This window comes from Methylohalobius crimeensis 10Ki, from assembly GCF_000421465.1.
Lineage (GTDB): Bacteria > Pseudomonadota > Gammaproteobacteria > Methylococcales > Methylothermaceae > Methylohalobius > Methylohalobius crimeensis.
Map to the genome: position 1 here is coordinate 2,219,350 of NZ_ATXB01000001.1, position 18,582 is coordinate 2,237,931.

Here is an 18,582-nt window from a genome sequence, read left to right on the forward strand (position 1 = left end):
CCATGACGGCCTCGGGAATACATTCTCAGCACAATCCGCAGCACCGGGGTTCGGAGTGGCGGCGCTGGACCGGCGCCACTCTGGTAGCCGCCACGGGTACATTAGGGGTGCTGGCGCTGGTGATCTGGATGAACGAATTTTCGTCGGCACCGGAGAAACAAGAGGAAGCTCGTACGGTAGCGTTGGATCTCTCCCCTGCCCCAAAACCCAAGCCCAAACCCAAATCCCGCAAGGTGCGCAAACAGGTCCAACAAAGAAACCTTAAGCCGATTCCGACGCCGGATCTTGGCGCCGCCCTTTCCGGCATCGACTTTGGTTTGCCCGACGTCGGCTTGGAAGGTCTCGGAATGGACGACCGTCTGCTGGGCGACACCCAAGTGGATAGTATGACCCAAGACAGTGTGGACACCCCCCCTGAAGCGGTGGTCACTGGAAACTTCCGATATCCGCCCGATGCCAAGAAAAAGGGAATCCAGGGTTATGTCTTACTCTCTATTTTGGTGGATAAGTCCGGCTCCGTCGAGGAAGCACGCGTGCTGGAATCCTCTCCGCCTGGCGTATTCAATGACAGCGCCCTGGAAGGAATCCGCTACTGGCACTTCAAACCCGCCCAATACCAAGGAAAACCGGTCAAAACCTGGGTCCAACAAAAAATCGTCTTCCAATTCGGTTAAATTCATGATGCCCCGTTACTTGATTTATGGATTACTTGCCTTTCTCCTGGCGTCCGATGTTGTTTTCGCCGCTTCCAAACCCCAAAACTTCGGTGAGCAGCTCAATCTGGCGGCGCTGTTGGTCAAGGATAGGCATTACTCGCGGGCTTTGGGCATTTTATTGCGTCTCCCTCTGCCCGAAGGAGAGGATGAGGACGATAAGCAGAGTCGCCAGCGATTCCACACCTTGACAGGCCTTGCCTACCTGGGTTTGGAACAATATTCACAAGCCGGCGAGCGTTTCGAAAATGCGCTGGCATCCGGTCAGACCGATCCCCTCATTTATATCTATTTGGCCCAGGTCTATCACCAATTGAAACGCCATCAGAAAACCCTGGAGGCCATCGAGAAGGCAACGCCTCTGATCGATAAGTATCCCGCTCTCTATGAGATGAAAGCCCAAAGCCAGTGGGCGTTAAAACAATACGATCAAGCCTGGCGCACTTTAGTCATTGCCCGGGATCGATTTCCCAAAGACCCCCGATTTCTACGCCGGCAGGTTTTTTATCTGATAGAAAAACAATTGTATCGGCAAGCCGCGGATCTGGGCATGCTTTATCTTGATCTCAGTGAAAGGGGCCCCAAGGATTATGCCGCATTGGGCAACGCCCTGCGACACGGGGGACAGATGGAGCTGGCCAGCCATATCCTCGAACAAGGGCGGCTTTTATATCCACAAGATACAACCCTCGCCAAACTGCTGGCGAACACCTATTTCAGTCGGGAAATGCCTCTGGCTGCCGCCTGGATCATGGAACAAGCCGCCTGGGTGGACGCTTCCCTCTTCGCCGATGCAGCGGAGCTCTATCGCCGCGCAGGAGAACTCTACAAAGCGTTGCAAATCAATGCTTCGGTGCCGGACCCGAAAAGCAACCGGCGCGAACGAGTCGCCATTCTCTTGGCACTCAAACGCTACGAGCAAGTACTGGCGATGCACCGTTCCCTGGATCGGGTGGGGCTACTCCAGGACGATTCAATTCGCTACGCCCTCGCCTTCGCCGCCTATCGATCAGGGCATTTCGAGAAGGCCAAAACCTATTTGAGCGCCATCCGAACCCCGAAGATTTTCCGACAGGCTTCAGAACTGAGGCGCTTGATCAAGGAATGCAAGGCCGAGCCTTGGCGCTGCGCATAAGAAAATTTCAACCCTACCGAAATCCAAAATATAAATGATGAATTTTGTTATTCGCACTTTTTTGTGGGGATTGCTATGGCTTCCTATTATCGTCCAGGCGACTGAAGGAGCACACCTCCAACTCTACTTATTCTTGGCCGATCAGCCACTGGCCGGTGCTCAAGTTTATTTAGACGGGGATCTTAAAGGCGTAACCGACAAGAATGGTGCGCTCTGGGTGAAATTGTCTGCCGGCGAGCACCGGCTTGAACTGCGTTCCGAAAACAAAACCGTTGCCGTCGTCCGACGTCGGTTCAAACCGAACGAAGATATCCAAATTCTGATCACCACCCAACCGGACGGCTCGCCGTCGCGGGTTGCCGTAGAAAGCTCAGCAACCCATCGTCCATCAACGTCAGAAACCTCCACTCAAGAGAAGTCGGCGCCCCCTGGGACACTCGCAGGCAGAGTGATCGCCGCCGATACCGGTAAACCGATCGCCGGTGCCGAGATTTATTTAAGCGGCCTGGAACAACCGCTCGTCAGCGATAAAAAAGGACGGTTTACCACCCAAGCTCCTACCGGCAATTACAGCCTTTCGGTTACGGCCGGTGGCTATAACATGCTGGTCAAAGAAAACATAAGCATTAACACAGAGCACACCGCTTCGGTGAATCTAGAGCTCACCCCGGCAGGCGTGGCATTACCGCCTTACATCGTCATCGAACCGCACCTGGCCGGCAGCGTGGCATCGGCCATCACCCAGGAACGTAGTTCCACCGCCGTCACCAATATTCTGGGTGCCGAGCAAATCAGCCGGGCCGGCGACAGCGATGTGGCCTCGGCTTTGAAACGGGTGTCCGGGGTCACCATCGTGGACGGCAAATATGCCTATATCCGGGGTTTGGGGGAACGCTATTCCAACGTACTGGTCAACAGCATCAATGTCCCTTCGCCGAATCCCACCCGCCGCGTGGTTCCCTTGGATTTCTTTCCGTCGGGCATGCTGGACAGCCTCAACGTACAAAAGTCCTTTTCCGTGGATATGCCCGCGGAATTCGCCGGAGGGGTGATCGACCTCCAAACCCGAAGCGTGCCCGACGATTTCTTGCTGAAATTCAGCGGCAAAATCGGGTTCAAAACCGGCACCACCTTCGATGACGGAGCAACCTACAACGGCGGCGATTACGACTGGATCGGGGTCGACGACGGCACCCGGGATCTGCCGGATTCCCTCGCCAAAGCACTCGCCAGCGGCACCCCGCTGCGTCCCGAGACGCCTTTCTCCGATGGCTTCACGCCCGAGGAAATCGAACAATTCGGGGAGAGCTTTTCCAATGTTTGGGAGATAGATGCAGAAACCATCCCCCCCGACGGAAGAATCAGCGGCGCGATCGGCGACAAGTTTCATTTCGGGGATTTCAACTTCGGCTTCTATGCCTTGGGCCGCTGGGACCAAAGCTGGCAAACCACCGATGAAAGCCGCCGCTTCTATACCCCCAGCAGCACAGGACTTCAATTGACCGATGATTTTGAGATTCGCCGAACCGTCCAAGAGGTCAATACCAACGCTTATTTGAACGTGGAAGCCGATTACCAGGAAGATCATAAAGTATTCGGTCGGGTCATGTTGGTTCGCCAAACCACCAACGAAGCCAGAGGTATGCAGGGGTTCAGCACCAGTAATGGGGCCGGCGGCGATCGCATACGGACGACACGATTGTGGTATGTGGAAAACGAGTTGTTCAATTGGCAGGCGGGCACCGAACATACCTTCAAGCGCTTGAACGATCTCTGGCTACGCTTTTTGTATTCGGGTTCCACCGCCAGCCGTTCGGAGCCCAATCAACGGCGCACGCGTGCCGACGAACTCGGCAGCGATCCCGGAAACTTCATATTGGTAGGGAGAAATTTAAGCAACAACCAAATCATCTTCGGGGATTTGGAAGACGAAGACGACAGCTGGCGGCTGGACCTTGAACTTCCGTTTCAATTGCTGGACGATCGCATAGAAGGATCGCTGGCATCCGGCTACTGGACCACCGAACGTTATCGGGATTCCGGCATACGTCGATTCAGTTTCGACATCTCGCAAATCAGCGACCCGGCCATCACCTCTCAATCGCCCGAGGACATATTCACCCCCGAGAATATCAGCCCGGAAGGCGCTTTTTTGAAGGAAACGACGCGTACCACCGACAGCTACACCGCCAGTCAGGCACTCGAAGCCTATTTCGGCCAACTGGATGTGACCTTCTTCAATCTCCTGCGCCTTACCGGCGGAGTTCGATTCGAGGACAACTTGCAAACGGTGGAGACGGTCCAGGAGTTCACGCCGGGCAGCGAACCCATTACCTCGATTCTCGAAAGCCGCGACGCATTGCCATCGGTCGCTTTGACCTGGCTGATCTCGGACAAACAACAACTGCGTCTGACCTGGAGCGAAACCCTGTCGCGCCCGGACTTCCGGGAGCTTTCTCCCGCCCCGTTCATCGACCCCGAAACCGACCTCGAAACGACCGGCAATCCCAACCTACAGCAAGCCGAAATAACCAGCTATGACGCGCGCTGGGAGTATTATTTCTCCCCCGAAGAGAATGTGAGTTTCGGTTTGTTTTATAAGGAATTGATCCAACCCATCGAAAAGACCCAATTGGGAGGGACGGCCAACGTTTTAACGTTTCAAAACGCCGGTACCGGCGAAATTTATGGCTTGGAAATAGCCTTTCGCAAGAATCTCGATTTTATCCATCCTTGGTTGAACGGATTTTTCTTCGGCGGCAACTACACGCTTTCCGAGTCGGAAATCAAACTGTTACCGGAAAACCTGGAGGCGTTGACCAACCCGAAACGCCCCTTGCAAGGCCATTCCAAACACATCGTCAATGCTCGCTTGGGTTATGACAACGAAGACCTGGGCACCCAGGCCACCCTGCTCTACAACTTTTTCAGCCCCCGCATTTCCCAAGTGGGCGCCTTGGGGGCTCCGGATATTTACCGGCAACCTTTCCATCAACTGGACTTCATCGTTCAGCAGAACCTCGACGAGCACTGGTCGGCCCAGTTGCGTTTCCGCAATCTATTGGACAGCAAGGTCAAGTTTTCCCAAGGCAGCGAGACAACCCGCGAATATCGCAAAGGGCGCGAGTTCGCTTTAGCGATCAATTTTGCCTTCTAGGAGCTGTTAATATTTAGAGCACTCGCCTAGAATCACGAGCCGGGGAAAACACTCCGGAACACGCTGTAAATACCTCCATGTACGCTCGTATCGCAGCATCCCTGCTGCGAACGGTTCCAGACTGTTCTCCCCGGCTCTCCTCTCTCAATGAACGCGGAATTCGCTGTAGGAAGGTTGGGTTAGGACTGCTTTTCACCTAGCGCCGCTATGATTTTCCCCGAGGCATTCGCATCATCCGATGCCAGCCATAAAGCATCCTCTTCCCGCCTGAGCCAAGTGAACTGCCGCTTGGCCAATTGGCGGGTGGCGCTCACGGCTTTGTTGATCATGGTGGAAAAATCGCAGTCTCCCTCCAGATACGACCAGACCTGACGGTAACCGACACTGCGGATCGCGGGTAAGCCGGGATGGAGGTCCGCGCGCCGATGGAGCTGTTCGACCTCTTCCACCAATCCCTGGTCCAACATGGCACGGAAGCGTCGTTCGATGCGTCGATGAAGTTCCGCCCGCGCCAGGGGCGAGATAGCAACTTTCAGAGGCCGGAACGGCAATGTCTCGGAAGGTTCTTTTTTCCACCAAGCACTCAACGGCCGCCCGGTGAGTCGGTATACTTCCAGCGCCCGCTGAATCCGCTGGGCATCGTTGGGGTGGATACGCGTCGCCGCCTCCGAATCCACCTTGGCCAAGTGTCGGTGCAGAGCGGGCCATCCCATCTCGGCGGCCTCGGCATCGATCTCGGCCCGGGTAGCGGAATCGCCCGGCGGCAAGGGGGCCAAACCGTAAACCAGCGCCTGAAAATACAGCATGGTCCCGCCGGCCAAGATGGGCAAACGCCCGCGACCGTGGATGGCGGCAATGAGTGCTAACGCTTCCTCTCGGAAACGACCGGCGGAAAAATGTTCGCTGGGGTCAAGGATATCGATCAAATGATGGGGAATCTCGGCGCGGATATCGAGCGACGGCTTGGCGGTGCCAATATCCATTCCCCGATACACCTGACTGGAATCCACGCTAACGATCTCGCCCTCCATGCGCCGGGCCAAATCCACCGCCAATTCGGATTTGCCCGAAGCCGTCGGCCCCATGAGCAACAAGGCGACCGGACGCTCCTGCATCATCATCGGCCCCGGTCGAAAAACCGGTCCAAGGCCTTGAAATCCAAGGTAACCCAAGTGGGACGACCGTGGTTGCACTGACCGCCCCGCTCGGTCTGCTCCAGTTCGCGCAACAGCGCATTCATTTCTCCGCGGCTGAGACGCTGACCGGCCCGTACCGCCCGGTGACAAGCCCGGGTCGCCAAGCGTTCGCGCAAAGTGGTTTGGAGTTGGGTGGCAGTCTCCCGATGGGCCAGTTCGGATAAAAGATCGCGGACCAATTCGGCGACATCGACACCGGACAAGAGGGCCGGCACGGACCGCACCACCAGCTTGTCCGGTCCCAGCAGATCGATTTCGAGCCCCAATTCCGCCAACAAATCCTGAGAGCGCTGAACCTGATCGGCTTCGCTGCGGCTCACTTCGACTTTCAATGGAATCAGCAATGGCTGACTGACCACTTCGCCGCTTTCCACTTGAGTCTTGAGTTTTTCATAGACGATCCGCTCGTGGGCGGCGTGGGCATCGACGATCACCAACCCCTCTTCCGCTTCCGCGAGGATATAGATGCCGTGAAGATGGGTAATCGCCTCTCCCAAAGGCGGTATCGAATCGTCGCCCTGCTTCCAATCCGGATTTTCCGATGCGATGGGTTGCGACGGAAATGGCTCGGTCGGGGCGCGGAAAGCCTCATAGAACGCCAGCGATTCATTCACTTGGGATGGGGATGGCGTTTCGCTCCGCCCGATTTGACCGCCCCAACCGGCTCGAGGTGCTTGCGCCTTGCCGGCGGGCGTTTGCAGCTCGAGGCGTCCCGCCGCATCGTGCCCTCCGACGATTCGGCTTGTCTCGCCAGAAGGGCGGGCTCTGCCCAATACCCGATAAAGGGATTGGGAGACGAAGTCGCGCACATTTCGGGCATCCCGGAAACGCACCTCGAGTTTGGCCGGATGGGCGTTGACATCCACCAGGGTCGGATCCAGTTCCAGATACAACACCGCCACCGGTTGGCGACCGTGGGGCAAGACATCCCGAAACGCGATGCGCAAGGCGTGGCCTAGCAGCTTGTCCCGAACCGGCCGGCCGTTGACATACCAGAACTGCAGGTCGGATTGCCGACGGGACAAAGCGGGCAATCCGATCCAACCGGTAAGTCGGAGATCGCCTGCCGCACAATCCACCTGCAAGGCTTGCTCCGGAAAACGCCGCCCCAGGATTTCCGCCAGGCGGCCCTCCTGCTCCGACGGGGTGCGCGCAGGCTTCATTTTCAGAACCTCACGCTGATTGTGGCGCAAAGTAAAAGCGACATCGAAACGGCTCAAAGCACAGCGTTCGATCCACCTTTGGATATGCCCGAATTCCGTCTGCTCGGTGCGCAAAAATTTGCGCCGGGCCGGTACGGAGTAGAATAAATCAGCCACACTGACGGTCGTCCCCGGGGGATGGGCCACCGGGATTGGATCGGAAGGGGGCTCTCCGGGCGAGACGAGGTAACGCCAACCGCGCGTATCCTCGGCGGTTCGCGACATCAACTCCACCCTGGCCACTGAAGCGATGCTCGGAAGCGCTTCGCCGCGAAACCCAAAACTGGACACCCGCGTCAGGTCTTCCAGGGAGGCAATTTTGCTGGTGGCATGGCGGGCAATAGCCAGCGGCAGATCGTCTCGGGCGATCCCCGTGCCGTCGTCGCGCACACGAATCAATCCGGCGCCTCCTGCTTCAACGGTCACGTCGATCCGGCCGGCGCCGGCATCCAGACTGTTTTCCACCAATTCCTTGACCACCGACGCCGGTCGTTCGATCACCTCTCCCGCCGCGATTTGGTTGATCAGCTGCGACGAAAGCAAATGTATCCTGTTTTGCGCGGCAGCGTGACTCATCCGCCCATAGGGATTTTCAGCACCTGGCCGGCCTGGATCGCGGAATCGTGAAGCTCGTTATCCGCCATCAGACGACGCAAACTGACCCCGTAACGGGCCGCGATCTCGGACAAGGTCTCGCCGCGGCTGATGACGTGCCGGCGCTCTTGTGCCAAGATCGTTCCCGGCGGTGCATAAGTGGTGAAATAATCCTGAATGCCGCGATGAATCGCCTTGGCCCAATGGCTCTGATAGCGCGAGCTGCGCAGCCGCTGTTCCTCGGTGGGATTGGATATAAAGGCGGTTTCCACCAAAACGGACGGAATATCCGGAGATTTAAGCACAACGAAGCCTGCCGATTGGACGCTCTTCTTATGGATTCTCCCAATCCGTTCAAGTTCCGTCAGCACCTCCTTGGCCAATGTCTGGCTGTGCTCGCGGGTGGCGGTCAGGGACAAATCCAACAATACCTTGGCCAGCACGTCGTCCTTGTCGTCCAGGCTCACGCCGCCCACCAAATCGGCCGCGTTCTCCCGCGCCGCCAGCCAACGCGCCGCCTCGCTGGAAGCACCGCGCTCGGAAAGAATATAGACGCCCGATCCTCGGGCACTGGCATGCTTGAAGGAATCGGCATGAATGGACACAAATAAATCCGCTTTTGATCGGCGGGCCAAGTCTATCCGTTTCCTGAGCGGTACGTAATAATCCCCGTCCCGAGTCAGCACCGCCTTCATGCCTTTGGTCCGATTGATCAACCAAGCCAACTTGCGAGCGATCGCCAGCACCACATCCTTCTCCCGGGTTCCTCGCCGCCCGATGGCGCCGGGGTCCTCGCCGCCGTGACCGGCATCGATGGCCACCACTACTTCGCGTGGCTGAGACGGTTTGGGGGAAGCGTTTTGCTTCACCTCTTCCGGCTCGGCGACCGCCTTATTCTCACCATATAGGTCCACCACCAGGCGATGCCCATAGTGCGCGTTCGGTGCCAAGACGAAGACCTTGGGCTGGATTTCCTTCTTCAAATCCAGCACGACTCGAAGCACCTTCGATTTGGGACGGCCGGCTCGAATCTTTTGCAGGAAAGGGTTCGCCTCCAGTTCGGGCAGGGCGGCCTCCAATTCGGCTCGGGGCATATCGATCACCAGCCGGCGGGGATTTTCCAATCCGAACACCTTGGGCTTGACCGGTTCCGAGGTGTCGAGCACCACCCGAATATGATCCGGTGCGTTCCAATAGCGGACGCCTTCGATCTCGAGCGCAAAACCGGCGTGAGCGAAAGCGAACCCGATCAAAAGCCACCACCATAGCTTTCTTCGCGCCATGACTCATTTCCCCCCGAGACAACTCATTGACCACCTTCGATTATATGCCAAAATCATTGGTTATTTCGCAATTCTTTGTCGTTAATCGGTCACAATAACCCTAATCATATTGTCCACCAACTCGGTTTCCAATAAAATGCAGAAGATAATGGCAGCTCCGCGAGCGGCTGGGCTTCGCGGCTGCCTTTTTGTTTTTCAACCCACTCCATTATCTATTATTCTGAACGCAAGCCCATGACCGACCCCATTATGCCCACGTATGCCAGACTCCCGGTCGCTTTCTCCCGCGGCGAAGGTATCTGGCTTTGGGACACCCAGGGCAAACGCTACCTTGACGCAATTTCGGGCATCGCCGTCTGCAATCTCGGCCATGCCCATCCCACTTTGGCACGAGCTTTATGCGACCAGTCCCAACGACTTTGGCATACTTCCAATCTGTACCGGATTGAGCCGCAGGAAGCGCTGGCCGAGACGCTCACTCGTCTCAGCGGAATGGAGAACGTCTTTTTCTGCAACTCCGGCGCCGAAGCCAACGAAGCCGCCCTCAAAATCGCCCGCGCCTACGGACATCTCCAGGGCATCGATACCCCTCGGGTCGTGGTCGCCGACCAAAGTTTCCACGGCCGCACCCTAGCCACCTTGAGCGCCACGGGCAACCCTCGGATTCAACAAGGCTTCGAGCCATTGCTGCCGGGATTCTTGCGGGTTCCTTTCGGAGATCCGAATGCCGTCGCGGTGCTGGAAGACCGAAGCGACGTGGTCGCCGTGCTGGTGGAACCGATTCAAGGCGAAGGCGGAGTCCGGATGCCGCCCAACGGCTATCTAGCCGAGCTACGTCGATTATGCGATCGAAACGGCTGGCTGTTGATGCTGGACGAGGTCCAAACCGGCATCGGCCGAACGGGACGCTGGTTCGGCGGCCAACACGAAGCGGTCACCCCGGATGTCATGACCCTGGCCAAATCCCTGGGCAACGGTTTTCCTATCGGGGCGTGCTTGGCCAAAGGGAAAGCCGCGGAAGTCTTAACGGCGGGAAGGCATGGCTCCACCTTCGGCGGCAATTTTCTCGGCTGCCGGGTGGCTTTGGAAGTACTGCGCATCATCGAGCAAGAAGGACTCATTGACCGTGCCGCGCGTCTGGGCGATCAATTGAAGGAAGCCCTTGCCCATCGGCTAGGCCGACACCCCCAAGTCAAAAACATTCGCGGCCGGGGGTTGATATTGGCCATCGAACTGGACCATCCCTGCGCCCATCTGGTCCCCGAAGCCTTGGAACGGGGACTATTGATCAACGTGACCGCAACCAACGTCCTACGATTGCTACCGCCTTTGATTCTGGAAAACAGCCAAGCCGAGCAACTGGTGGACACCCTGGTGGACCTCATCCAAGGAAAGCAACCATGACCCGTCATTTTCTCACTTTACTGGATTTGAGCACGGATGAACTACGTGCCTTGATTCGACGCGCCAGCGAACTCAAACAAATTCAGGAACCCTTCGAGCCGCTCAAGAACAAGGTTCTGGGGATGATTTTCGAAAAGGCCTCCACGCGAACCCGAGTGTCTTTCGAGGCGGGCATCGTACAATTGGGGGGCGCGGCCATTTTTCTCTCGCCGCGCGATTCCCAGCTGGATCGGGGGGAGCCATTGGAAGACACTGCCCGCGTGATGTCGCGAATGGTAGACTGCATGGTCCTGAGGACCCATCGACACGAAAGCGTGACCCGATTCGCCGAATACTCGCGAGTACCGGTCATCAACGCCTTGACCGACCGATTCCATCCTTGTCAATTGCTGGCCGACATGCAAACCTATTTCGAGCATCGCGGCGATATCGAGGGACGGAAGGTGGCCTGGATCGGAGATGGCAATAATATGTGCCAGTCCTATATCAACGCCGCGCGGCAATTGAACTTTCGCCTCCATCTGGCCTGCCCGAAGGGTTACCTGCCGGAGACGGAACGGGTCGCAACGGACGACGAACGAATTATTCTGGATCACGATCCCGCCGCGGCCGCCCAAGGAGCCGATCTGGTGGTCACCGATGTCTGGGCCAGCATGGGGCAGGAAGAAGAACAGCAACAACGCATCGAGGCTTTTAGGGAATTTCAGGTCACCGAGCAACTGATGGCCATGGCGGCACCGAATGCCCTTTTCATGCACTGTCTGCCCGCCCATCGCGGCGAAGAAGTGAGCGCCGAGGTACTGGAAGGACCGCGAAGCGTGGTATGGGACGAGGCGGAAAACCGGTTGCACGCCCAGAAAGCTCTGTTGGAATTTCTATTGCAGACTCATTGATAGCGGCCTTATCGCTGGAGGTCATTTGAAAACCGGATCCAGGAGACGAGCATGTTAATCTTTAGCACGCCTCGGCAAAACTACGCCAGAGCCGCGCTGCTCTCGTTGCTGATGGCATTTTCCATATCGGTCGAGGCCCAAGAGCCCGCTTACATCACCGATCAGATCAAGGTGCTTTTACGCTCCGGAAAAGGCATCCAGTACAAGATACTCAGCCGCATCACCAGCGGCACCCCGGTCACCGTTCTGGAACACGACTCCCCAAGCGGATACAGCCGCATCCGCTTGCGCAACGGCACCGAGGGTTGGCTGCTGACCCGCTACCTCAGCGACAAACCCAGCGCCCATGCGCGACTCAGGCAAACCTCGAGGGAACTGCAACAATTAACCGAAGAAAACGCTCGCTTGAAACAGGAGTTGGAATCACTCCAAGCACAGCAACGCACGCTCGCCGATCAAAAAACCGAACTGTCCGACCGCACGGGACAATTGACCTCGGAGATTCAACGGATTCGGAATGTCGCCGCCAATGCGCTGGCCATCGAATCCGAGCGTAATCAATTGCGGGAAAAAGTGGCCAACCTGGAACGGAATCTTAAACAGCTGCAACTGGAAAACCGGGCGCTCAACAGCGACAACTCCCAACGCTGGTTTTTAATCGGAGCCGGCGTGCTGGTCGGCGGCCTTGTGCTAGGTCTGATTTTGCCCCACCTTAGATGGCGCCGTCGTCATCAATGGAATTCCCTTTGATCTTGAGAAAATACCCACTGGAGAATTTTACCGATGCCTTCCGATAAAAATCGTCCCTTTTCTTCCCCCGTCGTCGATGGCATGGAACGCGCACCCAGCCGCGCCATGCTTCACGCAGTCGGCTTTACCGATGAAGACTTCCAAAAGCCCCAGATCGGTGTCGCCTCCACTTGGAACATGGTGACTCCCTGCAATATGCATATCAACCGGCTTGCCGATCACGCCATTCAAGGGGTGGACGCAAACGGCGGCAAGGCGGTCTTATTCAATACCATCACCATTTCCGACGGCATCTCCATGGGGACCGAAGGGATGAAATACTCCTTGGTCTCGCGCGAGGTCATCGCCGATTCCATCGAAACGGTAATGGGATGTCAGGGATATGACGGGCTGGTGGCCATCGGCGGGTGCGACAAAAACATGCCCGGCTGCATGATCGCCATCGCGCGCCTTAACCGCCCGGCGGTTTTCGTCTACGGCGGCACGATTCTGCCCGGTTGCCACGCGGGTCGGAAGTTGGACATCGTTTCCGTGTTCGAGGCGGTGGGCGCCCGCGCCAACGACCGAATCGACGACCAAACCCTCCATGCCATCGAATGCGAAGCGATTCCGGGGCCCGGCTCGTGCGGCGGCATGTATACCGCCAATACCATGGCCTCGGCCATCGAGGCCTTGGGAATGAGCCTCCCCGGAAGCTCGGCACAGGCCGCCGTCTCAGAGGACAAGCAGAAGGACTGCGAAGAAGCGGGAAAAGCGGTTTTGAAACTGTTGGAATTGGACCTCAAGCCCCGCGACATCATGACCCGCGAGGCATTCGAAAACGCCGTCAGCGTGGTGATCGCCTTGGGAGGGTCCACCAACTCGGCGCTCCACCTTTTGGCCATGGCCTCGGCCTGCGGCGTTTCTTTCACTTTGGACGATTTCACCCGCATCGGACAGCGCGTCCCGGTACTCGCCGACCTCAAGCCCAGCGGCCGCTACCACATGGCCGATCTGATCGAAATCGGCGGTATTCAACCGTTAATGAAGATGCTTTTGGATGCCGGCCTCCTGAATGGCGACTGCCTCACCGTCACCGGCAAAACCCTGGCCGAGAACCTGGCCGATGTCGCCCCTTATCCCGAAGGCCAGGACATCATCCGGTCGCTGGACAATCCGATCAAGCCCACCAGCCACCTGGTCATTCTAAAAGGCAATCTGGCTCCTCAAGGCGCGGTGGCCAAGATCAGCGGCAAGGAAGGCCTGAGCTTCACCGGTCGGGCTCGGGTGTTCGAGGGCGAAGAACAGGCCTTGAAGCGAATTTTGGACGGCACCGTTCAAAAGGGTGACGTGATCGTGATTCGCTACGAAGGCCCCAAGGGAGGCCCCGGAATGCGCGAGATGCTGTCGCCCACCTCGGCGGTGATGGGCAAAGGACTGGGCAAAGACGTGGCCTTGATCACCGATGGCCGTTTCTCCGGCGGCACCCACGGCTTCGTGGTGGGACACATCACCCCGGAGGCCTATATGGGAGGGCCCTTGGCCATCGTTCAGGATGGCGATACCATCACCATCGATGCCGAAAGTCAGGAACTGCATCTACATTTAGCCGATGTCGAAATTCAGGACCGTTTGAGCCGTTGGCAAAAACCCGAACCGCGCTATACTCGGGGAGTACTCGCCAAATACGCCGCTTTGGTCAGCTCGGCTTCGGAAGGCGCGGTCACCGACCAACAACTGACGGACAAATTCTAACCTCCTATGGCGCTCCCCACCCCCATCGAGATGATTGCCGCCCTGGTGGGCGAACCTTCGGTCAGTAGCGCCGATCCGCGCTTCGATCAATCCAATCGGGGGGTGGTCAACCAGTTGGCGCAGTGGCTGGACGAGGCCGGATTCGAAGTCACCCTGCAAGCGGTAACGAAAAACAAAGTCAACTTGATCGCCACTCTGGGTCCCGCCGCAGCAGGCGAAGGACTGGTACTCAGCGGTCATACCGACACCGTTCCTTTCGATGAAGGACAGTGGTCCCAAGATCCATTTCGACTAACTCAGCGAGACGGACGCTTGTACGGTCTCGGAACGGCGGATATGAAATCCTTCTTCGCCTTGATTCTGGCTGCGGTGCAAGAAATTTTACCCCGGCGGCTTAAGCGGCCATTGGTCGTCTTGGCCACCGCCGACGAGGAAAGCACCATGGATGGCGCTCGCCTGCTGGCCGATACCGGACTTCCCGCGGGGCGCTTCGCGGTCATCGGCGAACCCACCGACCTCAAACCGGTCCGAATGCACAAGGGCGTGCTAATGGAATCGGTGGAAGTCATCGGCCGCAGCGGCCATGCCAGCAATCCCGCTTTGGGGGCCAATGCCCTGGAAGGCATGACGTCGGTACTCCAAGCGCTCCTGGGTTGGCGCGACGAACTCAGCCAAGACCAAAACCCGGACTTCGAGGTCCCCTTCCCTACCCTCAATCTGGGCGCCATTCACGGCGGGGACAGTCCCAACCGAATTTGCGGCCACTGCCGGACCTATTTGGATCTGCGCCTCCTACCGGGGATGCCCCCCGATGCGGTCCGAAGCGAACTTAAGCGGCGGGTGGAAACCGCTCTGACCGTCCATCCCAAACTCAAATCTCATGTCGAATCCTTGTTCGCCGGCGTCCCCGCATTCGAAACCAGCGCCGATGCCGACTTGGTGCGGCTTTGTGAAACCCTCACCGGTCAAACTGCCGGTGCCGTGGCCTTCGCCACCGAGGCCCCCTATTTGGCCGCGCTCGGATTGGAAACGATCGTCTTGGGGGCCGGTTCCATCGACCAGGCTCATCAACCCGACGAATATCTCTCTCTGCACCAGATCGATCCGGCCATCGGGATCTTGCGCCGGTTGATCGAACGCCACTGCCTGGCATGAACGATGGACACGACTTCCTATGTTCGCTGGCTCCGTAGTTCCTCTCCTTACATTCACGCCCATCGTGGCCGAACCTTCGTGGTCACCTTCGGCGGAGAAACCCTGCTCGATCCAACCTTTCCTCATCTAATCCATGATTTGGCCCTGCTCCACGGGCTGGGCGCCCGTCTGGTCCTGGTGTATGGCATTCGTCCTCAGATCGAAAACCGCCTTTCGGCTCGAGGAATTGCCTGGCGCTACGCCGACGGGCTTCGCATCACCGATGCGGCGGCGCTGGCTTGCGTCAAGGAAGCGGCCGGTACCGCCCGCGTGGAAATCGAAGCGCTGTTATCCATGGGACTGGCCGACTCTCCGATGGCGGGGGTGCGGTTGAGGGTCAGTTCGGGAAATTTCGTAACCGCTAAGCCCCTAGGGGTGCGAGATGGAGTTGATTTCGAGTTCACCGGGGAAGTCCGGCGGGTGGATAAAGAGGCGATTCATCGGCAATTGGATCAAGGCAACCTCGTAACGCTGGCGCCGCTCGGATATTCACCCACCGGCGAAATCTTCAATTTGAGTGCGGAAGAAGTGGCGACCTCAGTGGCGAGTGCGCTAAACGCAGACAAATTATTGATCTTGATGGAAACCGCCTGTCGGGATTCCGCCACGGAACAAGCCATTCCCCAGATGACCTGCCAAGAAGCCCGTGACTTACTGGTGGCAAAAACCTTCGATCCGGAAACCAGCCGTCACCTTGAGGCGGCGGTTGCCGCCATCAACCGAGGCGTGGCGAGGGTTCATCTTCTCGACCGGCACACGGACGGTGCTCTGCTCCTGGAGCTTTTCACCCGCGACGGCATCGGCACCCTGATCTCGGCCGAGCCCTTCGAGAACCTGCGCCCGGCACGACTCGAAGATATCCCGGGAATCCTGGAACTCATCGAGCCTTTCGAACGGCAAGGCATACTGGTCAAGCGTTCGAGGGAAAAATTGGAAATGGAAATCGGTGATTTTTGGGTCATCGACCGCGACGGCCTGGTCGTCGGCTGCGCCGCCCTGCACGCATTTCCCACCGACCGCATCGGAGAACTCGCCTGTCTGGTCCTGCATCCGGACTACCGCGGCCAGGATCATGGCCGTCGCCTGCTCGAGCACATCGAATATCAAGCACGCCGGAAAGGATTAACCCAATTGGTCGCGCTCACCACCCGAACCGCCCATTGGTTCCTGGAACGAGGTTTCCAACTGACGGATTTTAAAGCCCTTCCAACTCAACGCAGGAAATATTACAACAATACCCGAAACTCCAAAGTGCTCATCAAAGCCTTATGACCCTGCATTCCGATTCAAAACCTACCCCCGTCACCTGGCATTTAGCCCACCACGGGAAACCGCTCAGGCTGTTGCAAATCTCCGACTCACACTTGCTGGAGCATCCCCGGCAAACACTCATGGGCGTCAATACGGAACGAAGTTTTCGCGAAGTATTAATCCGACTTCAGAACACCGAAGAATGGCCGCCCGATTTGATCCTCGTGACCGGGGATCTGGTCCAAGACCCTTTCCCGGGCGCCTATGAGCGTTTGTTCGACTATCTCGAAAAACTTGAAATTCCGTGGGCCTGCCTTCCGGGTAATCACGACGATCCGGCGATGATGGCTCGCATCATGTGCCGAAAAGAACAACATTGCGCCGGACGTATCCTGAGTCGGTCCTGGCAGATTATCTGTTTAAATAGTCACCGCCACGGCTCTCACGGCGGGCATCTCAACCCGAAGGAATTGGAGTACTTGACCGGTTGCCTGGCGGAAACCTCCGATTTTTTCAGCCTGATCGCCCTTCACCACCCTCCCCTCTCGGTGGGAAGCGCCTGGATGGATACCATGCGGCTCGACAACGGCCCGGAACTTTTGGATTGTCTCGCGCGTTTTCCCAACGTGAAAGGCGTCATTTTCGGCCACGTCCATCAAGTATTCGAGAGCCGGTATCGGTCGATTCGATTGTGGAGCACTCCCTCCACTTGCTTCCAATTCCAGCCCAAATCGGAAACCTTCGCGCTCGATGTCGAAGCGGCCGGGTGGCGTTGGTTGGAACTTCACCCCAGCGGCCAAATTCATACGTGGGTAAAGCGACTGGACCACCCGCCGCCGGACCTCGATTTTTCCCTGGCGGGCTACTGACTCAAAAACGGAAAGACGCCAACAACGCAAACATATGCCAATGCCGCTGGCGCTCGGAAAGATCCGGGCTTTCCGAAAAAGCCAGCCAGCCGGTGCCATCCACATTGTGGTATTCGGCGCGCACCATAAACGCATTGGTAATATCCCAACGGATGCCTACCGTCCAATCGCGGGCAAAGCGGGTGTGACGGGGACGGCCGGTGAGGGCGGCGAATTTACGACCGCTGGTATCGTCGCGGTCGGCGAAAAACACATCGTAGCGGGCGACTAGCTCCACGGAAGGCAACGGACGATAGCCTGCTTGAAGATAATAACTCTCACTGGTGACACTCATATCGGGTAATAAACGACCAAAATTATTAACCTCACTAAAACGCAGTGCGTATTCACCGGTCAGAGAAAACTTTTCACCGTCGTATTGGGCAGAAAAAATGACTGGTGCTATCGTTGCATCTCCAGCCTGAAAAGGATTGCTCCTAGAAGGATCATATCGGGAATGTACTTGAGCCCCCGTCAAGGCCAAACGTATCAATCCGCCTTGCAGCTCATAAGATAAACGCCCGATATAAGAAAACCTCGGCTCAAAACGACCGGGAAAATTTCCACCAATAACTAAACGCTCAAATTCCTTATCCTTAGTACCATTAGGCCAACCCGCTCCCAGACGAAGAAACCAATCACCCCAGTTGGTGGAATATTCTCCATAGAATTGAAATCCGTCGCTGGCAAGACCAAAATTACGGGTTCGATCAAAATAAATACTCTGGGGGAGGAAAATCGTCGGCCGAGTAAAAGCCACATCCCGAGTTTCGTTATAGAAACCCAAGGGATTTTTGACCCGGCCTAACATGATCCCCGCGCGGCCCTCGGTACCGGACCAAAAGGCATAGTCGGCCAGGGCATAATCGAGCCGAAATTCATTGGGGTTGATCCGTCCGACACGGCGAAATACACCTTGCGCCGCCAGCATCAACGGCCCGTAAGGTCGTACCGAGAGATTGACGCCGGCCTCGGTAAAATCCAGGCTGCCGCTTTCACTGTCGCCGTAAAAATTATTCGCCGAAGTCAGGACAAAACCTTGACTCAAAAAGCCATGAATTTGAGCGGTCCCTAACCATCCTTGCTCTTCCGCGCCACAGATCGAGCTCCATCCTAAAAAAACCGCCGCAGTCAGAAGTTGTTTCATATTGGAAATCATTGACCAGGA

14 protein-coding genes are annotated in these 18,582 nt (G+C 57.2%); 10 read left to right on the top strand and 4 right to left on the bottom strand.

Annotated features, from left to right (window positions below; all coding sequences use genetic code 11):
* The first annotated feature begins 2 nt into the window (after positions 1-2).
* The 3 genes from H035_RS19350 to H035_RS19355 are packed head-to-tail and all read left to right on the top strand — an operon-like array spanning position 3 to position 5,005.
* A complete protein-coding gene (locus H035_RS19350; protein WP_022949036.1) occupies positions 3-674 on the top strand; it encodes an energy transducer TonB in 672 nt (223 codons plus the stop codon).
* A gap of 4 nt (positions 675-678) precedes the next feature.
* Entirely contained in the window at positions 679-1,848 is a 1,170-nt protein-coding gene (locus H035_RS0111055) for a tetratricopeptide repeat protein (protein ID WP_026596519.1), read from the top strand.
* A 34-nt stretch (positions 1,849-1,882) separates the two neighbouring features.
* On the top strand, positions 1,883-5,005 hold the full coding sequence (locus tag H035_RS19355; RefSeq protein WP_022949038.1) for a TonB-dependent receptor domain-containing protein: 3,123 nt from the start codon (positions 1,883-1,885) through the stop codon (positions 5,003-5,005).
* A gap of 179 nt (positions 5,006-5,184) precedes the next feature.
* Here the strand turns inward: H035_RS19355 and miaA are convergent, their stop codons facing one another.
* The 3 genes from miaA to H035_RS0111075 are packed head-to-tail and all read right to left on the bottom strand — an operon-like array spanning position 5,185 to position 9,280.
* A complete protein-coding gene (gene miaA, locus H035_RS19360) occupies positions 5,185-6,126 on the bottom strand; it encodes a tRNA (adenosine(37)-N6)-dimethylallyltransferase MiaA (protein ID WP_022949039.1) in 942 nt (313 codons plus the stop codon).
* Positions 6,123-7,946 carry a DNA mismatch repair endonuclease MutL gene (mutL, locus tag H035_RS0111070; protein WP_022949040.1) on the bottom strand — a complete coding sequence of 608 codons (1,824 nt, stop codon included), beginning with the start codon at positions 7,944-7,946 and terminating at the stop codon, positions 6,123-6,125. Before mutL ends, miaA begins: the two co-directional genes overlap by 4 nt.
* A gap of 29 nt (positions 7,947-7,975) precedes the next feature.
* Complete coding sequence (locus H035_RS0111075; RefSeq protein ID WP_022949041.1) at positions 7,976-9,280, bottom strand: N-acetylmuramoyl-L-alanine amidase; 1,305 nt, start codon at positions 9,278-9,280, stop codon at positions 7,976-7,978.
* A 234-nt stretch (positions 9,281-9,514) separates the two neighbouring features.
* On the opposite strand from H035_RS0111075, the gene H035_RS0111080 reads away from it, so the two are divergent.
* From H035_RS0111080 to cpdA, 7 genes are read left to right on the top strand one after another with little or no spacing between them, the layout of a single operon-like run.
* Entirely contained in the window at positions 9,515-10,684 is a 1,170-nt protein-coding gene (locus tag H035_RS0111080) for an acetylornithine transaminase (protein ID WP_022949042.1), read from the top strand.
* Positions 10,681-11,577: an ornithine carbamoyltransferase gene (gene argF, locus H035_RS0111085; protein WP_022949043.1), complete on the top strand. Its 897-nt coding sequence runs from the start codon at positions 10,681-10,683 to the stop codon at positions 11,575-11,577. The genes H035_RS0111080 and argF overlap by 4 nt, the downstream gene beginning before the upstream one ends.
* A gap of 51 nt (positions 11,578-11,628) precedes the next feature.
* Entirely contained in the window at positions 11,629-12,327 is a 699-nt protein-coding gene (locus H035_RS0111090) for a TIGR04211 family SH3 domain-containing protein (RefSeq protein ID WP_022949044.1), read from the top strand.
* A gap of 33 nt (positions 12,328-12,360) precedes the next feature.
* Entirely contained in the window at positions 12,361-14,061 is a 1,701-nt protein-coding gene (gene ilvD, locus H035_RS0111095) for a dihydroxy-acid dehydratase (RefSeq protein ID WP_022949045.1), read from the top strand.
* 6 nt (positions 14,062-14,067) lie between these two features.
* On the top strand, positions 14,068-15,216 hold the full coding sequence (gene argE / locus H035_RS0111100; protein ID WP_022949046.1) for an acetylornithine deacetylase: 1,149 nt from the start codon (positions 14,068-14,070) through the stop codon (positions 15,214-15,216).
* Between the two features lie 3 nt (positions 15,217-15,219).
* Entirely contained in the window at positions 15,220-16,527 is a 1,308-nt protein-coding gene (gene argA / locus H035_RS0111105) for an amino-acid N-acetyltransferase (RefSeq protein WP_022949047.1), read from the top strand.
* Positions 16,524-17,375 carry a 3',5'-cyclic-AMP phosphodiesterase gene (gene cpdA, locus H035_RS0111110; protein ID WP_022949048.1) on the top strand — a complete coding sequence of 284 codons (852 nt, stop codon included), beginning with the start codon at positions 16,524-16,526 and terminating at the stop codon, positions 17,373-17,375. The genes argA and cpdA overlap by 4 nt, the downstream gene beginning before the upstream one ends.
* 1 nt (position 17,376) lies before the next feature.
* On the opposite strand, the gene H035_RS0111115 is transcribed toward cpdA, so the two are convergent.
* Complete coding sequence (locus H035_RS0111115; protein WP_152486019.1) at positions 17,377-18,561, bottom strand: porin family protein; 1,185 nt, start codon at positions 18,559-18,561, stop codon at positions 17,377-17,379.
* Positions 18,562-18,582: the final 21 nt, after the last annotated feature.